This is a genomic window from Geodermatophilus normandii (genome assembly GCF_003182485.1).
GTDB classification, from domain to species: domain Bacteria; phylum Actinomycetota; class Actinomycetes; order Mycobacteriales; family Geodermatophilaceae; genus Geodermatophilus; species Geodermatophilus normandii.
This window is the reverse complement of sequence record NZ_QGTX01000001.1, coordinates 3,214,019-3,230,019: the sequence shown is the minus strand read 5'-3', so window position 1 is coordinate 3,230,019 and position 16,001 is coordinate 3,214,019. Positions and strand designations below refer to the sequence as shown.

General features: G+C 77.9%; 15 protein-coding genes. 7 read left to right on the top strand and 8 right to left on the bottom strand.

Translation table 11 applies throughout. The features are described from left to right. Positions 1–8: 8 nt before the first annotated feature. Positions 9–365, bottom strand: a complete 357-nt coding sequence (locus tag JD79_RS15730) for a hypothetical protein (RefSeq protein WP_146220464.1) — start codon at positions 363–365, stop codon at positions 9–11. A gap of 236 nt (positions 366–601) precedes the next feature. Here JD79_RS15730 and JD79_RS15725 point away from each other — a divergent pair, with 236 nt between their 5' ends. Both JD79_RS15725 and JD79_RS15720 read left to right on the top strand, forming a co-directional pair. Continuing rightward, positions 602–1,375 (top strand): response regulator transcription factor, encoded by a 774-nt coding sequence (locus JD79_RS15725; protein WP_146220463.1) that lies wholly within the window; start codon positions 602–604, stop codon positions 1,373–1,375. A 259-nt stretch (positions 1,376–1,634) separates the two neighbouring features. After that, positions 1,635–4,355: a LuxR family transcriptional regulator gene (locus tag JD79_RS15720; RefSeq protein ID WP_170149233.1), complete on the top strand. Its 2,721-nt coding sequence runs from the start codon at positions 1,635–1,637 to the stop codon at positions 4,353–4,355. A 9-nt stretch (positions 4,356–4,364) separates the two neighbouring features. Here JD79_RS15720 and JD79_RS15715 read toward each other — a convergent pair whose 3' ends face one another. Further along, positions 4,365–4,661, bottom strand: a complete 297-nt coding sequence (locus JD79_RS15715; RefSeq protein WP_110006293.1) for a PspC domain-containing protein — start codon at positions 4,659–4,661, stop codon at positions 4,365–4,367. Between the two features lie 162 nt (positions 4,662–4,823). On the opposite strand from JD79_RS15715, the gene JD79_RS15710 reads away from it, so the two are divergent. Further along, on the top strand, positions 4,824–5,456 hold the full coding sequence (locus JD79_RS15710; protein WP_110006292.1) for a DUF899 family protein: 633 nt from the start codon (positions 4,824–4,826) through the stop codon (positions 5,454–5,456). A gap of 9 nt (positions 5,457–5,465) precedes the next feature. Here the strand turns inward: JD79_RS15710 and JD79_RS15705 are convergent, their stop codons facing one another. Then, entirely contained in the window at positions 5,466–6,494 is a 1,029-nt protein-coding gene (locus tag JD79_RS15705; protein ID WP_110006291.1) for an Atu2307/SP_0267 family LLM class monooxygenase, read from the bottom strand. 122 nt (positions 6,495–6,616) lie between these two features. Continuing rightward, entirely contained in the window at positions 6,617–6,787 is a 171-nt protein-coding gene (locus JD79_RS22750) for a hypothetical protein (RefSeq protein ID WP_170149232.1), read from the bottom strand. Between the two features lie 212 nt (positions 6,788–6,999). On the opposite strand from JD79_RS22750, the gene JD79_RS15695 reads away from it, so the two are divergent. The 3 genes from JD79_RS15695 to JD79_RS15685 all read left to right on the top strand — a co-directional run bounded on the left by JD79_RS15695 (position 7,000) and on the right by JD79_RS15685 (position 10,282). After that, positions 7,000–8,658, top strand: coding sequence for a glycoside hydrolase family 13 protein (locus tag JD79_RS15695; RefSeq protein WP_110006289.1), 1,659 nt, complete (start codon positions 7,000–7,002; stop codon positions 8,656–8,658). A gap of 71 nt (positions 8,659–8,729) precedes the next feature. Then, positions 8,730–9,128 (top strand): YchJ family protein, encoded by a 399-nt coding sequence (locus tag JD79_RS23120; protein WP_110006288.1) that lies wholly within the window; start codon positions 8,730–8,732, stop codon positions 9,126–9,128. Further along, the gene (locus tag JD79_RS15685) at positions 9,125–10,282 is read left to right on the top strand and encodes a lycopene cyclase family protein (protein ID WP_170149231.1); all 1,158 of its coding nucleotides are present in this window, start codon (positions 9,125–9,127) and stop codon (positions 10,280–10,282) included. Before JD79_RS23120 ends, JD79_RS15685 begins: the two co-directional genes overlap by 4 nt. Here the strand turns inward: JD79_RS15685 and JD79_RS15680 are convergent. The 3 genes from JD79_RS15680 to JD79_RS15670 all read right to left on the bottom strand — a co-directional run bounded on the left by JD79_RS15680 (position 10,269) and on the right by JD79_RS15670 (position 12,900). Next, positions 10,269–11,807: an APC family permease gene (locus JD79_RS15680; RefSeq protein ID WP_110006286.1), complete on the bottom strand. Its 1,539-nt coding sequence runs from the start codon at positions 11,805–11,807 to the stop codon at positions 10,269–10,271. The genes JD79_RS15685 and JD79_RS15680 overlap by 14 nt on opposite strands. A gap of 86 nt (positions 11,808–11,893) precedes the next feature. Further along, the gene (locus JD79_RS15675) at positions 11,894–12,517 is read right to left on the bottom strand and encodes an SRPBCC family protein (RefSeq protein WP_110006285.1); all 624 of its coding nucleotides are present in this window, start codon (positions 12,515–12,517) and stop codon (positions 11,894–11,896) included. Next, entirely contained in the window at positions 12,514–12,900 is a 387-nt protein-coding gene (locus tag JD79_RS15670) for an ArsR/SmtB family transcription factor (protein ID WP_110006284.1), read from the bottom strand. Before JD79_RS15670 ends, JD79_RS15675 begins: the two co-directional genes overlap by 4 nt. Positions 12,901–12,993: 93 nt before the next feature. On the opposite strand from JD79_RS15670, the gene JD79_RS15665 reads away from it, so the two are divergent. Continuing rightward, positions 12,994–15,321 carry an ATP-binding protein gene (locus tag JD79_RS15665; RefSeq protein WP_170149230.1) on the top strand — a complete coding sequence of 776 codons (2,328 nt, stop codon included), beginning with the start codon at positions 12,994–12,996 and terminating at the stop codon, positions 15,319–15,321. Here the strand turns inward: JD79_RS15665 and JD79_RS15660 are convergent. Continuing rightward, entirely contained in the window at positions 15,296–15,979 is a 684-nt protein-coding gene (locus JD79_RS15660; RefSeq protein ID WP_110006282.1) for a hemerythrin domain-containing protein, read from the bottom strand. The two genes, JD79_RS15665 and JD79_RS15660, sit on opposite strands and share 26 nt — an antisense overlap. Between the last annotated feature and the right edge of the window lie 22 nt (positions 15,980–16,001).

Below are 16,001 nucleotides of genomic sequence, written 5' to 3'. Positions count from 1 at the left end.
GGCGGCCCTCAGCCGACGGGTGCGGGCATCTCGGCCGGCGACCGCGGGGCGGGGATCGGCACGGCGGAGGCCGCGGGCCTGCGGGCGGGGAAGCCGACAGCGAACAGGTCGGGCATCGAGAAGACGACGCGCTGCGGCTCGTCGGGACCGGCACCGAGCACGGCACGCACCCGGGCGAGCTCCTCCTCGGCGGCGGCACCGTCGTCCCACACCTCGTAGACCATCACCGCCCGCGGCTGCCGGACGTGCCGGCGGGACAGGCAGCTGGACGGCCGGTCGTCGCCCTCCGGGATGGCGTCGCGGAGCCGGGCGTACCGCTCCTGGTCGAGGTCGTTCCAGCGCAGGTGCAGCACGAGGAGTGACACGGTTTCCCCCTGGTCGGTGCGGATGCCCGAACGCTAGGGACGGCGGAGCGAGGCCGTCTGTACGCACAACTGCGTAGCCCCGCCCGCACCGGACCACCTTGACCGCGGCCGGAACCGCGCGGTCGACCGTTGACGGCGCGCCGCCGCCCCGGTCACGCTCGTCCCGTGCGGGGGACCGCACGCGCGGCGGGCGCGGGACCGGCGGTCCCGCGAGTGGGGGACGTCGGAGGCCGGCCATGGAGCCTGTGGTCCGGGAGCTCACCGACCTGGTGGTCGGCCTGCTCGACGGGATCGTCGGTCCCCGCCTGCCCACCGGGCCGGTCTTCGCGGTCCTGTGCCCGCGGCTGGAGGCACCCGGCGCGGTCCTGCAGTGCACCGACTGGCGCACCGGCGCCACCATGATCATCGGCAGCGGGTTCGACGCCGCTCAGCTCGAGCAGCTGGTCGGCGCCACGCACCGCATGCGCGCGGCCAACCCGCTGCTCGCCGCAGCCGCGGCCGGGGACCTCGCCCCGATGACGGCGCAGGAGGCCGCCGGCGGGTGGCAGACCTGGCGCCGCTCCCCCGCCCGCGGCGTGCTGGACGAGGTGTGCGGCTGGGACCAGGCGGTGAGCCTGCCGCTGCGCGGCGGGCCGGCCGAGGTCTGCGGGTTCGCCTTCGGCCGGGCTCGCCGGGACTTCACCGCGGACGACCTGGAGCTGCTGGCGACCGTGCAGCCGGTGCTGCGGGCGCTGGACCGGCACGTCCGCCTGCTGGCGCGGTTGCAGGACCCCGCCGGTGAGGCACCCGACCGCGCGCGCGAGGCCGGCCTCACCGGGCGGGAGACGGCGGTGCTGCTGTGCCTGGCCGACGGGCTGACCGCCGGCGCGGCCGCCCACCGGCTGGGCTGCTCGGTCCGCACGGTCACCACGCACGCCGCGCGGGTGTACCGCAAGCTCGGCGTCCACGACCGGCTGACCGCGGTGCTCGAGGCGCAGCGGCGGGGCATCCTGCCCACCCCCGCGCGCTGAGCGGCCGGCGCCGGGGTCGCTCACCGCGGGCTGCGCCACGGGAGCAGCCGGCGGTCGAACGGAGCCCCGAACAGGCACGCGAGCCACCTCAGCTGGGTGCCGATCGGCGATAGCGTCGGGGCCGGTGGCTGGTTCCGAGCAGGGGTCCGGGTCTGCGTCTGGGGCTGGGTCGATGACATGGTGTCCTCCCGAGGGGTCCCTGCCGGACGAGCGTCGGTCCGGCGGGGGCGCCGTCGCGTCGGGGGAAACCCGCGACCTGGTGGGCCGCGCGGCGGAGCTGGCCCGCGTCGACCGCCTGCTCGACGACGCTCGCGGCGGCTGCCCCGGCCTGCTCGTCCTGGAGGGCGGGCCCGGGGTCGGCAAGACGGCGCTGCTGCGGGCCGCGGCCGGTCGGGCCGCCGGCTTCGGCGTCCTGCGCGCGCGGGGCGTCGAGTCCGAGGCCACCCTGCCGCAGGCCGCGCTGCTGGAGCTGCTGACCCCGCTGCGGTCCCTGCTGGCCGAGGTCCCGCCCGGCCAGGCCGCGGCGCTCGCGGCGGCGCTGGGATGGGGCCCGGTCGACGTCCCGGGCGAGCGGCACCTCGTCGCGGCCGCCACGCTGTCGCTGCTCGCCGCGGCCGCGGTGTCCGGCCCGCTGCTGGTGCTGGTCGACGACCTGCAGTGGGTCGATCCCGAGTCCGCGGGCGCGCTGCTGTTCGCCGCGCGCCGGATGCACGGTGACCGGGTCGCGGTGCTCGCGGCGCGGCGTCCCGCCCCCGGACCGGTCGCCGGTGCCGAGGTCCTCCCCGTGCCCGCCCTCGCCCCCGGGGACGCCCGCACGCTGCTCGCCCGGACCGTCGCCCCGCCCGTGGCGCACCGGCTCGCCGACCGCCTCGGCGGGGTCCCCCTCGCGCTGCTGGAGGTGGCCGGCGCGCTGACGCCGGAGCAGCGCGCCGGCACCGCTCCGCTGCCCGCCGACCTGCCGGCCGGCCCGGCGCTGGCCGGTGCCCTCGCACCGGACCTCGCGGCGCTCCCGCCCGGCGCGGAGGAAGCGCTGCTGCTGCTGGCCGCCGCGCTCGACGGCAGCGCCGCGGCGGTGGCCGCCGCCCTGGCGCGGTCGGGCACCGACCCCGGTCCCGCCCTCGACGCCGCCGAGCAGCGCGGGGTCGTCGTCCGCGACGGGGACGCCCTCGCCTTCCGCCACCCGCTGCTGCGGAGCCTGGTGTGGGAGCGCGCGGCGCCCGCCGACCGCCGGCGGGCGCACCGCCTCCTCGCCGACACCGCCCGGACCGGGGACGACGTCGCCCGGGTGTGGCACCGCGCCCTCGCCGCGGCCGGCCCGGACGAGGCGCTGGCCGGGGAGCTGGCGGGCCTGGCCGGCCGGGCGCGCGACCGCCGCGGCTACGCCGCCTCCTCGGCGGCCCTCGAACGGGCGGCAGCGCTGACCGGCGACGCCGCACGCTCGGCGGACCTGCTGGCGGCCGCCGTTGCGGACGCCGCCGTCGGCGGGGACACCGCCCGCGCCCGGTCGCTGGCCGGCGTGGTCCTGCGCGGCCCGGCGACCGGCGCCGCCCGCGCCGGGGTGCTGCACGTCCTGGGCCGGGTCGAGCAGGACGCCGGCTCGGTGCCGGCCGCACGGGACCTGCTGCGCGCGGCCGCGGACCTCGCGCGGGGCCGTGCCGCCGCCTGGGTGCTCACCGACCTGGCCGTCGCCGAGCACCGGCTGGGCGACGTGGCGGGCATGCGGGACACCGCGCGGCGGATCGCCGCGGGAGCCGACGACGGGGACCCGCTGCAGCGCGCCCTCGCGGCGTGGGTGACCGGTCTGGCCGCCGTCCACGACGGCGACGAGGGGCGCGGCCGGACGCTCCTGCAGCGGGCGCTGGACACGATGGAGGCCGAGCCGGACCTGCGCGCCGAGCCGCGGCTGCTGCCCCTGGCGGTGCTCGGGCTGGGCTGGACGGCCGACCCGCTCGGCGCCGTCCCGGCGGTGGAGCGCCGGCTGCGCGAGGCGCGGGCGCTCGGGGCGCTGGGCGTGCTGGTGAGCGTCCTCGCGATGACCGCCCACGGCAGGGCGCAGCTGCTGGGCGACCACCACGGCGCCTTCGCCGACGCCGGCGAGGCCGTCGACCTGGCGGAGCAGCTCGGCTACGTCGCCGACGCCGCGCCGGCCCTGGAGCTGCTGGCCTGGGAGCACGCGGCCCGCGGCCGGCACGCGGAGGCCGCGGCGCACCTCGCGCGCGCCCGGGCCCTCGTCCTGCGCGCCGGCACGGCCGGGGTGGCCGCGCACCTCGCGCTCACCGAGGCCTTCTGCGCGCTGTGCCGCGGCGACCTCGTCGGCACCGCGACGCTGCTGGAGGCGCGGCTGGCCGCCGACGGCGGGGTGGGGGCGCTGGGTGAGCCGCTCGGCGTCGCACCGCTGCTGGTGGAGGCGTGGACGGGGCTGGGCCGGGTCGCCGAGGCCGCGCGGCTGGCCGCCGACTACGAGCGGGTGTCGCCGTCACCGCTGCCCCCGACCGCGGCCCTGGTGGCCCGGTGCCGGGCGCTGACCTCCCCCGACGACGACGGGGCGGCCGCGCTGTTCGAGCAGGCGCTGGCCGCGCACGCCCTGGCGCCCGACGCCTTCGAGACGCCGCACACCCGGCTGCTGTACGGCGCCCGGCTGCGCCGCGCGGGACGGCGGACGCGGGCGCGGGAGGAGCTGGCCGCCGCGGCCGACGCCTTCGCCGCGACGGACCTCGCCGCGTGGGCGCGGCGGGCCGAGGACGAGCTGCGGGCCACCGGGCGCACCGCCCGACCGCGCCGTGCGCTGCCGGAGGAGCCCCTGACCGCCCAGGAGACGCGGATCGCCGTCCTGGCGGCGCAGGGGCACTCCAACGCGGAGATCGCGGCGGCGCTCTTCCTCAGCCCGAAGACCGTCGAGCACCACCTGAGCAGCGTCTACCGCAAGCGCGGACTGCGGTCCCGGGTCGGGTTGGCGCGGCTGTTCCCGCCCCGGCCCTGACCGCGGCGCTCAGGCGGCGCCGTCGGTCCGTCCGGCGAGGCGGTCGACGAACCGGTCCACCGGTCGCGGCTGCTCACCGGGCGCGGGCGGGTCGGCCGGGGTGAGCACCCAGAGGACGGCGTAGAGGACCAGGCCGGCGCCGCCGGCGAGGGAGAGCGCGACGACGCCGGCGCGCCACAGCACGGCGTCGACGCCGGTGTAGGTGGCCAGGCCGCCGCAGACGCCGCCGAGCATGCGGTCGGTCGAGCTGCGCCGCAGCCGGACCGGGGTGGTGGTGGGAGGCGGGAAGGGGGTCGGTGTGGTCATGGCACGAGGCTCCCGCCGCGGGCCGTCCCGCCGCATCGGGGAAGGCCCGGAACCGCACCCGGACCCGACCCTGGTCCCCGGCCTCCGGCGACGAGTCCCGGCCGGCCCGCGGGTCTGCCCGGCTGTCGCGGGACGCCGGTCCCACACCCACCGGAGGACGCCATGACGACCACGCTGGAGTTCGACGGGACGGTCGAGGTGGTCGGGCCCGACGGCCCGGTCCCGTTCCTGGACCTGTTCCGGGGGCGCGAGGAGCTCGTGGTCCACAAGCACATGTGGTACGACGGCGCGCCGCACCAGGGGCAGTGCGAGGGCTGCACCATGACGACCTGGCAGCTCCGGGACACCGTCCACCTCGAGGCCCGCGGCGTCTCCTCCGCCGTCGTGACCACGGGCCGGTGGGACGAGGTGGCCGCCTACGTCGCGTTCATGGGGTACTCCCGGCCCTGGTACTCGGTGCGGGACGTGGCGGAGCCGGTCGGCGGCGCCATGGGGTACCTGACCTGCTTCCTGCGCGACGTCGACCGCACGTTCCTCACCTACTCCACGACCGGCCGCGGCAACGAGCCGGTCGCCGGGTCCTTCGGCCTGCTCGACCGGACGCCCTACGGCCGCGGCGAGGCGTGGGAGGACGAACCCGAGGGCCGGCCCGAGGGGGACCACGCGTGCTGGTACTGGCGTTCGGACGCCGACGGCAACGCCACCTGGGGGCCGACCAGCCGCCCCGTGCCGCAGTGGCCCCGGCCCGGCGCGACTCCCGTGCAGACGCTCGGCCGGCACGGCGGCCACTCCTGAGGCGCGACCTCAGCCCGCGGCGACCCGGGGCGCCACCTCGGTGCCCAGCAGCTCGATGCCCCGCAACAGGTCCTCGTGGGCCAGGCGCGGGTTGGTCATCTGGATCGAGACCCGGTCCACGCCGCCGAGCTGCGCGGAGATCCGCCGCAGCTTGTCGGCCACCGTGTCCGGGTCGCCCATGAAGAACGCGCCGTCGGGGCCGCTGGTGGCGTCGAACTGCGCGCGGGTGGGTGCGCGGAAGCCGCGCTCCCGGGAGACCGCGGTGAACATCTCGTGCCAGCCCGGGTAGATGGTGTCCGCCGCCGCCCGGGTGCTGTCGGCGACGTAGCCGAAGACGTGCAGCCCCACCTGCAGCCGCTCGGGTGGGTGCCCGGCCTGCGCGCCGGCCTGCCGGTAGAGGTCGACGAGCGGGGCGAACTGCCGGGGCTCACCACCGATGATCGCGACCATGAGCGGCAGGCCCAGCAGGCCGGCCCGGACGAAGGACGTCGGGGTGCCGCCCACGCCCACCCAGATCGGCAGGGGGTCCTGCAGCGGCCGCGGGTAGACGCCCTGGCCGGTGAGCGCCGGGCGGTGCCGGCCCGACCAGGTGACGTGCTCGGACGCGCGGATGCGCAGCAGCAGGTCGAGCTTCTCGTCGAAGAGCTCGTCGTAGTCGGCGAGCGACAGGCCGAACAGCGGGAACGCCTCGGTGAAGGAGCCGCGGCCGACGACGAGGTCGATGCGCCCCCGGCTGATGAGGTCCAGGGTGGCGAACTGCTGGAACACCCGGACCGGGTCGGCCGCCGACAGCACCGCGACGGCGCTGCCCAGCCGGATCCGCTCGGTGCGCGCGGCGGCCGCGGCCAGGATCACGGGGGGCGCGGAGTCGTAGTACTCGGGCCGGTGGTGCTCGCCGATCCCGAAGGAGTACAGGCCCACCCGGTCGGCGAGCTCGATCTCCTCGAGCAGGTGCGCCATCCGCTCCTCGGGGCCGACCCGGCGGCCGCTGCGCGGATCGGTCACCGCCGCCACGAAGCTGTCCACACCGACGTGCACGGCCGTCCTCCTCCGGTGGGGACGCAGGCCCCCGGTCGTCGAGCGTTCAACGACCAGTCAACCAGCCCCGGACACGACGGCGCCCCTCCGGCCGGGGAGCAGGAGGGGCGCCGTCGGGTCGATCAGACCGCCGAGGCGGCCCGGTCGCGGTTCCTGGGCGCGGCGCGCAGGCCGGCGAGGTACCAGGCGGTGCAGTCGGGGCAGCTGGCGATCCAGACGTGCCGGGGATGACGGAAGCAGGCGGTGCGGCCGGTCGTGGCGGGTGCCGTGGAACTGGCCGTGGGGCTGGTCATGGTGCGGGTACTCCCTGCCGCCGGGCGACGGCGGCTCGTGACTCGTGTGACGGCTGGTGCAACACCGGCAGGAGGGTCCTCCATCCGGGGTGTGCCTGAGGACACCGTGCACGCCCCGCACCTGCGCGTTCGGCGGAACGTGACGATCATGACGGCACTCTTTGGCGTGCACGACCTGCGATCGGACCACGGGGAGTGCCGATCCTGGGCGCATGTCCGCTCGACTCGTGGCGGCCGGCAGTGCGGCCGGTCAGCAGCCGTGGTCCCGGGAGACGCCCGCCCTGGAGCGGCCGGGGCAGCTCGACCAGCCCTGGTGGCGCTCGGCCGTCGTCTACCAGGTCTACCTGCGCTCCTTCGCCGACGGCAACGGCGACGGCATCGGCGACCTCGCGGGCCTGCGCGCCCGCCTGCCGTACCTGTCGTGGCTCGGCGTCGACGCGCTGTGGATCAACCCGCACTACCCCTCCGGCGGCGCCGACGGCGGCTACGACGTCGTCGACTATCGGGCGGTGGACCCCGAGTACGGCGACGTGTCCGACGTCGAGGCGCTGGTGGCCGACGCCCGCCGGCTGGGCCTGCGCGTCGTGCTCGACGTCGTCCCCAACCACACCTCCGACCGGCACCCCTGGTTCCAGGCGGCGCTGGCCGACCCCGACTCCCCCGAGGCCGCGCGGTACCACTTCGCGCCGCCGTCGGAGCAGCCGCCGAACAACTGGCGCTCGCTGTTCGGCGGGCCGGCCTGGTCGCGGACCCCGGACGGCCGCTGGTACCTGCACCTGTTCGCCCCCGAGCAGCCCGACCTCAACTGGCGCGACCCGGCCGTGGCCGAGGACTTCGAGCGGACCCTGCGCTTCTGGCTCGACCGCGGCGTGAGCGGCTTCCGGGTCGACGTCGCCTACGGCCTCCACAAGGACGCCGGGCTGCGCGACAACCCGGGCGAGTACTCCCCCACCCTCTTCGGCCACGGCCCCGAGCAGGCCATGACCTGGAACCAGCCCGAGGTGCACGACGTGTGGCGGCGCTGGCGCGCGGTCTGCGACGAGTACCCGGACACCATGCTGGTCGGCGAGGTCTGCCTGGCCGACCTCGACGAGGTCGCCCTCTACTCGCGGCCCGACGAGCTGCACCAGTCCCTGTCGTTCCGGCTGCTGAAGTCCGCGTGGGAGACCCCGGCCTTCGCCGAGGCGATCGGCAGTGCCCTGGAGGCCTTCGGCCGCGTGGGCGCGCCGGTGTCGTGGGTGCTGGGCAACCACGACAAGGACCGCATGGTCACCCGCTTCGGCGGCGGCGAGACCGGCCTGGCCCGCGCCCGGGCGGCGGCGATGCTGCTGCTGGCGCTGCCCGGCTCGGCCTACGTCTACGCCGGCGACGAGCTCGGCCTGCCCCAGGCGCACGTCCCCGACGAGGCCAGGCAGGACCCGATCTTCCACCGCAGCGGCGGCGAGCGCGCCGGCCGCGACGGCTGCCGCGTGCCGATGCCGTGGAACGCCACGACCGGCGTCGGCTTCTCGCCCACCCGCTCGGCGAGGCCCTGGCTGCCGGTGCCCGCGGAGTGGAAGCGGCACGCCGTGTCCCGGCAGACCCGCGACTCCGGCTCGGTGCTGCACCTCTACCGGACGGCGCTGGGCATCCGCGCCGAGCACCCGGCGCTGGGCAGCGGCGAGGCCACCGTGAGCACCCGCGGCGACGTCCTCACCGTGCGCTGCACCGGCGGCGGCCGGACGGTGCGCTGCGTGGTCAACATGGGCACCGGCACCGCGCTGGTCCGCTCCCGCGGGCAGGTGCTGCTGGAGTCCGGCCCCGGCGTCCACACCTCGGCCCGGTCGGTGGCGCTGCCGCCGGACACCGCCGTCTGGATCGCGGAGTCCTGAGCGAGGAGCCCCCTGTCCCCCACCCCTCGCACGCTCGGAGCGGGCCCCTGCCGGAGGGCCAGAATGGCGGCGTGCCCCCGAGACGCTGCCCCTGCGGCACCGGCCTGAGCCACGCGGAGTGCTGCGGGCCGCTGCACGACGGGACGGCGGCCGCCGCCACCGCCGAGCAGCTCGTGCGCTCGCGCTACAGCGCCTTCGCCCTCGGCGACGCCGGCTACCTGGAGCGGACGTGGGACCCGGCCACGCGCCCGCGGTCGCTGACCCTCGACCCGGACGTGCGCTGGACCGGCCTGGAGGTCCTGGCCACCACCGGCGGCGGGCTGTTCGACGCCGAGGGCACGGTGGCCTTCCGCGCGTACTCCCGCGCGGGCGGCGAGGGGCACGCGCAGGCCGAGCACACGCACCGGGAGCGCAGCCGGGTCCGCCGGGTGGGGGGCCGCTGGGTGTACGTCGACGGCGACATCGGGTGACCCCGTACGACGTCGTCGTCGCGGGGGTGGGACCGGCGGGGCTGTCGGCGGCGGCCGCCTGCGCCGCAGCGGGCCTGCGCACCGTGCTGGTGGCGCCGTCGGCGCGCGTGTGGGCGCCGACCTACTGCCTGTGGGCCGACCAGCTCGACGCCGCCGCCGGCCCGCTCGGGCTCGACCCGGCCGCGGCTGCGGCCCGGTACTCCCCCACCGTCGTGCGCACCGCCGCCGGCGGCGAGCGGCGCCTGCAGCGGGGCTACGCGCGGCTGCGCAACGGCGTCGTGCACGCCGCCCTGCTCGACCGCCTCCGCGCGCACGGCGGCGAGGTGCGCACCGGCCGGGTGACCGGGCTGGTCCGCGACCGGGACCGGGAGGCCGCCGTCCTCGCCGACGGGGCCCGGCTGACCGCGCGGACGGTGCTCGACGCCCGCGGCGGCGGGCCGGGGACGGCGCAGCAGCGGGCCTGGGGCGAGGTGGTCGCGGGCCCGGTGCCCGGCCTGGTGCCGCCCGGCGGCGCGCTGCTCATGGACTGGACGGCGCTGGCCGACCCCGCCGCGCCGCCGGCCTTCCTCTACGGCCTGCCCCTCGACGACGGCACCGTGCTCCTGGAGGCCACCTCGCTCGCCGCGCGCCCGCCGGTGCCGCTGGGCGACCTGCGCGCCCGGCTGGCCGCGCTCCTCGACGCGCACGGGCTGCGCCCGGCCGGTGACGCCGAGCGGGTGGCCATCCCGCTGGACGCGCCGCCGCGCGCCGCCGGGCCGGGCACCCCGCTCGGGGCGGCGGGCGGGCTGGTGCACCCGGCCACCGGCTACAGCGTGGCGTCGTCGCTGCGGCTGGGCCCGCGGGTGGCCGCGGCGCTGGCCGCCGGCGCGGACCCGCGGCCGGTGGTGCGCGCCGCCCGGCCGCGGACGACGGCGGGGCTGCTGGGCCTGGGCCTGGAGGTGCTGCTCGCGCTGGACACCGCGGCCACCGACGCCTTCTTCGCCGCCTTCTTCACGCTGCCCGAGGGGGCGTGGGGCGGCTACCTCGACGCCGGCTCGCCGCCGTCCGCCGTCGCCGCGGCGATGGCCCGGGTGTTCGCCGCCCTGCCGGGGGCACAGCGGGCCCGGCTGCTGCGCTCGGTCGGCCGGGCCGCGGCCCGGATCAGGCGGGGGTAGGGGGCGGGTCGGCCACCAGGGCGTGCTCGGGCAGGACGCCCGAGCGCTTGCGCTGCCGCAGCAGGTACCAGGCCAGGCCGACGGCGACGATGGCGCCGATCAGCACGAACGCGGCCCACTGCAGGTACCAGTGCTGCTCCCCGGTGGCGTTGTAGACCTCCCGGCGCGGCCAGGCCAGGTTCAGCGCCATGGCGGCGCCCCACAGCACCGCGAGGACGTTGACCGGCAGGCCCCAGCGACCCAGCGAGAAGCGCCCGGGCTCGGCGGGCAGCGGCCAGCGGCCACGCAGCCGGCTCACCAGCATCGGGACGGTGACCAGCAGGTAGGCCAGGTAGATCATCACCACGGCGATGCTGGTCAGCGCCGTGAAGATCTGCGGCTGGCGGATGTTGAGCACCAGGACGCCGATCGCCAGCACGCCCACGACGACGGCCGGGACGACCGGCGTCCGCCGCCTGGGGTCCACGCGGGCCAGCCGGGCGCTGAAGGGCAGGTTGTTGTCCCGGGCCATCGCGAACGCCATCCGGATCGTCGCGGTGTGCACCGCCAGGCAGCACACGGTGATCGCGACGACGATGCACACGAGGAACGCCTTGCCCAGCCCCGTGCCGGCCACCTGCAGCAGGACGTACTGCAGGCCGCCGGAGCTCGACGCCAGCTGCGGGTCGGCCAGGTCGGGAGCGGCCATCAGGCCGGAGAGCAGGATCAGCCCGCCCAGGACGAACGACGCGGTGATGGCCCGGATGATCGCGCGCGGCGCGGTGCGTCCGGGGTCCTTCGTCTCCTCGCCGAGCGAGCTGGCGGTGTCGAAGCCGTACATCACGTACCCGGAGGCGAGCGCCGCGACGAGGAAGGCACCGAGGTAGCCCAGGCTCTGCCCCTCCCCCGCGCCGGCCGTGTCGGTGAGGACCTCCTGCGGACCCCGGGTGGCGCTGACGGCGAGGATCACCACGATGAGCACGGCGGCGACGAGCTCGATGAGGACCCCGGCGCTGTTGATCCGCGCCATGAGCCTCACGCCGAAGGCGTTGACCAGCGTGGTGAACAGGACGAGCAGGCCGCCCAGGACGACGGCGTTCACCGCGACGTCGTAGGTGCCGGTGCCGTCGCCCACGACCTGGAAGCCGGACCACAGCTGCGGCAGCGTGATCTGGTAGGCGAGCACGGTGGCCGCCAGCGTCACGATCGAGGCGGTCAGCATCACCCAGCCGGCCAGCCACGACGTCGTCGCGCTGCCCAGCCGCTTCGTCCAGTTGTAGAGCGACCCGGCCACCGGGTAGCGGGCGGCGAGCTCGGCGAAGCAGAGCGCGACCATGAGCTGCCCGGCGAACACCATCGGCCAGGACCACACGTAGGCCGGGCCGCCGGCGCCGAAGCCGAAGTAGAACAGCTGGAACGTGCCGGTCAGGATCGAGATGTAGCTGATGCCGGCCGCGAAGCTGGCGAACCGGCCGATGCTGCGGTCCAGCTTCTGCGTGTAGCCGAACTCCGCGAGCTGCGGGTCGCCGTCGTCCTGGGGGCGCACGGGGAGGCCTTCCGTCGGGAGGGGATCGCGTGATCACTCTGACCGACGGCGCGGTCCCCGGCGAGCCGGCGCCGGGGACCGCGGTCTCAGCTCGCCGAGGGCTCCGGGGTGAACTGCGCGCGGGCCGCCGCCTCGCCGCCGGCGACCTCCTCGGGGGTCGCGGTGCCCGAGGCGGTCACGGTGGCCACCCACGCGTCGATGGAAGCGGCGTTGGCGCGGCGCACCTCCTCGCCGCCCTCCCAGGCGACCGGGTCGCCGACGTCCTCGCCGCGCAGGTGCAGCCCCAGGCCGAGCAGGGCGACGTCCCAGCCCGGGCCGACGAACAGCGCGCCGGCGCCGCTGCCCGCGAAGGCGACCGGGACGGTGTGCTCGAGCTCCAGGACGGTGGCCGCGCCGGCCGGGGTCAGCCGGACGGTGACGACGCTGACCGGCCCGCCCCAGGTGAGCACCAGCGTCGACGGCGGGGAGCACTCGCGGATCTCGCCGTCGGCGTTGCCCTCGACGGCGAAGCCGCCGCCCGGGCGCAGGTCGCCGGTGACCGGCGCGAACCAGCGGGCCAGGCGCGCGGGGTCGGTGACGGCCTCCCACACGTCCTCGGCGGCCGCCGGGTACTCGCGCCGCACGGTGACGGCGACCAGCTCGTCGTCCGCCCCGCCGCGGCGGGCGACCTCGCGGGCGGTCTCGGCGACCTCGGCCAGCAGGTCTCTCACGGTTCCTCCTCCTCGGGTGGGTCCGCCGGGTGGGTGTCCGGCGGGTGTTCCTCGCGCGGGCGGCGCTCCCGCCTGCCGCGGGCGAGCTCGGTGGCGAGTGCGTCGAGGTGCCGGTCCCAGGTGCCGCGGAACCGCGCGAGCCACCGGTCGACGTCCTGCAGCGGCGCGGGCTCGACGGCGTACAGCCGCCGCGCGCCGTCGGCACGGACCCGGGCGAAGCCGTTGTCCCGCAGCACCCGCAGGTGCTGCGAGACGGCCGGCTGGGTGATGCCGAACTCCTCCCGGACGACGGCGGTGACCTCGCCGGCCGACCGCTCGCCGTCGGCGAGGAGCTCGAGGACCCGCCGCCGGACCGGGTCGCCCAGGACGTCGAAGGCGTGCACGGCCGCATCGTTTCAGTACTCGCTTATATGAGTCAAGGCTCATACGCTGCCCGGACCTCCGGGATGCGGCATCCGCCGCTACCCTCCCCGCCGGTGAGCGCTCCGACGTCCGGCCCCGGCCCGCTGGCCGGGCTGCTGCGGAGCGCGCGGCTGCGGGCCGCGCTCAGCCAGGAGGAGCTCGCCGCACGCTCGGGGCTGACCGCCAAGGCGGTGAGCGCGCTGGAGCGCGGCGAGCGGCGCCGGCCGCACCCGCACACGCTGCGCGCGCTGGGCGACGCCCTGGGCCTCGACGAGCCCGGCCGTGCGGCGCTGGCCGCGGCCGCCCGTCCCGTACCCGACGCGGACCCGCTCCCTCCCGTGCCCGCGCCGGCGGCGCCCGTCTTCGGCCGGGACGACGACGTCGCCGAGGTGGCCGGCCTGCTGCGCTCCGGCGCGGCGCGGCTGGTCACGCTCACCGGCCCGGGCGGGGTGGGCAAGACGACGCTGGCCCTGGCGGTCGCGCGGGCGGTCGCGGCCGACTTCCCCGACGGGGTGACGGTGGCCGAGCTGGCGCCGGTGCGGGAGGCGCGGCTGGTGCTGCCCACGCTGGCCCGGGCGCTCGGCGGCCGGCAGCTGTCCGGCCCGGTCGCCGAGGCGGTGGCGGCCCGGCTGGGTGAGCGCCGCCACCTCGTGGTCCTGGACAACGCCGAGCACGTGCTCGACGCCGCGCCGGAGGTCGCCGACCTGCTGGCCCGCTGCCCCGGCCTGGCGGTGCTGGCCACCAGCCGGGCGCCGCTGCGGGTGCGCGCCGAGCGCGAGCGGCCGCTCGGTCCCCTGCCCCTGCCGGCCGGCAGCAGCGCCGGCGCCGTGGCCGCCTCCCCCGCCGCGCAGGTGTTCCTCGACCGCGCGGCGGCCGCGGGCCGCCCGGACGCCCTCACCGACGCCACCGCCGCCGACGTCGCCGCCATCTGCCGGCGGCTCGACGGCCTGCCGCTGGCCCTGGAGCTGGCCGCGGCGCACGCGCGCTACCTGCCGCCGGCGGCGCTGCTCGGCCGGCTGGACGAGGCGCTGGGGTCCGGCCGCTCGCGGGACCTGCCCGAGCGGCAGCGCACGATGCGGGCCGCCCTGGACTGGAGCCACGACCTGCTGACCGCCGCCGAGCAGGAGCTGCTGCGCCGCCTCGCGGTGTTCGCCGGCGGTTTCTCCCTCGACGCCGCGCGGGCGGTGGCCGGCGGCGGCGTGCTCGCCGCGCTCGGCGGGCTGGTCGAGCAGTCCCTCGTGCTCCCCGAGGAGGGCCCCGAGGCGCGCTACCGGCTGCTGGAGCCGGTGCGCCAGTACGCGGCGGTCCGGCTGGCCGCCTCCGGCGAGGCCGAGGTGGTCGCCGAGCGGGCGACCGCGGCCGTGCTCGATCTCGCGGCCGGCGCCCGCACCGGGCTGACCGGACCGGAGCAGGGTGCCTGGCTGGACCGGCTGGAGCGCGACCACGGCAACCTCGCCGCCGCGCTGGGCCGGCTGGTGGCCGCCGGACGCGCGGCCGACGTCGCCCGGGTGATCGAGGGGACGTGGCTGTACTGGGCGGTGCGCGGCAACACCGCGGAGGGCCTGGGCTGGGTCACGCGGGCCGCGCGCACCGACCCCGCACCTGCCGACCCCGCCCCTGCCGACCCCGCCCCTGCCGACGCCGCCCGCCTGCTGCTGGGGACGGCCGCGCTCCGCTACGCGTCGGGCGACGTCCCGGGCACCCGCGCGGCGGCTGCCGACGCCGCTCGCGCCGCGGCCGACGCCGGGGCCGGCGACCTGCACGCCCTCGCGCTGGTGCTCACCGGCTCGGCCGCCGTCTTCCTCGGGGACCTCGACGCGGCCGCAGCCGAGCTCGACGAGGCGCAGCGGCTGGCGGAGGAGGCCGGCCAGCCCTGGGCTCGGGCGCACGCCGTGAGCGCCCGGGGACAGCTGCTGCTGCGGGCCGGCGACCTCGGCGGGGGCACGGCCGAGCTGGCGGTCGCCGAGCGGCTGGCCCGGGAGCTGGGGAGCCCGTTCACGCTGGCCACGGTGCTCAACGTGCAGGCCTCGCTCGCGCTCCTCGCCGGCGACGAGGACACGGCCCTGGCCCGGTGGAGCGAGGCCGCCGACCTCGCCGCGGAGGTCCGCACCACCTGGACGCTGGCCTACACGCTCCCCGGGCTGGCCGTCGTCGCCGCCCGCCGCGGCCTGCCCGACCTGGCGGCCCGGCTGTTCGCGGCGGGGTCGGCGACGGCGGAGGCCTCCTCGGTGGCGGTGGCCTTCCCACCCGACGTCGAGCTGGCCCGCGACGTGCTGCCGGAGGTCCGCGCGACGCTGGGTGAGACGGCCTTCGGGCGGGCCTGGGACGCCGGCCGGCTGGTGCGCCCGGCGGACGTCCCGGCCCTGGCCGGGGAGATCAGGCGGTCCCGCGGATCTCGCTGACGTAGCGGCGGTACCGCCGGGCGAAGACCGTCTGCAGGAGCAGCCGTACCGGGAACGGCACGACGTGCAGCATCATCGTGCGCTCCTCCGGGCTGCACTCCTCCAGCAGCGAGCCGAACAGCAGCGGGAGGTCCCGGAGCGCCATCTGGCCCTTCCCGTGCTCCCCCAGCTGCGACCACTCGGCCTGCGTGACGTGCCGCTGCGCCAGGGGCAGGATCTCGCGCTCCTCCTCGGCCAGGTGCTCGACGAGCACGGCGCGCAGCGCCTCGACCAGGGACGCGACCTCCTCGCCCACGGCCGGCCGGGCCTCGACCTCCCAGCGGTCCAGCGCCGGGCCGAGCCGCCCGGTGAGGTCCTCGACCTGCTCGTGCTGCGCCTCCATGCGGCGCACGAGCGCGGCGTCGGGCGGGCACCGCTCGAGCAGCTTGGGCCAGAGCAGGTCGTCCTCGCCGGTGTGGTGCAGGTGCAGGCCGAGCAGCACCATCCGGGCGTGCCGGGCCAGGACGGCGGCGCGCGCGGTGTCGCCGGGGGCGACGGCGCGCACGAGCCCGGGCAGGAGCCCGAACTCGCGGCGGAAGGCGCGGTGGACGACGTACATGTCGCGGACGTCGGCCATCGGGACGGTGCGGGTGGCGGTGCCGGTGCGGGTGGTCGTCATGCCGACGAGCCTGTCGGCGGGG

Bases quoted from the DNA above. Each gene is read 5' to 3' on its own strand.
- JD79_RS15725 (WP_146220463.1), top strand. From the start codon at position 602: ATGGAGCCTGTGGTCCGGGAGCTCACCGACCTGGTGGTCGGCCTGCTC.
- JD79_RS15715 (WP_110006293.1), bottom strand. From the start codon at position 4,661: ATGACCACACCGACCCCCTTCCCGCCTCCCACCACCACCCCGGTCCGG.
- JD79_RS15710 (WP_110006292.1), top strand. From the start codon at position 4,824: ATGACGACCACGCTGGAGTTCGACGGGACGGTCGAGGTGGTCGGGCCC.
- JD79_RS22750 (WP_170149232.1), bottom strand. From the start codon at position 6,787: ATGACCAGCCCCACGGCCAGTTCCACGGCACCCGCCACGACCGGCCGC.
- JD79_RS15695 (WP_110006289.1), top strand. From the start codon at position 7,000: ATGTCCGCTCGACTCGTGGCGGCCGGCAGTGCGGCCGGTCAGCAGCCG.
- JD79_RS15660 (WP_110006282.1), bottom strand. From the start codon at position 15,979: ATGACGACCACCCGCACCGGCACCGCCACCCGCACCGTCCCGATGGCC.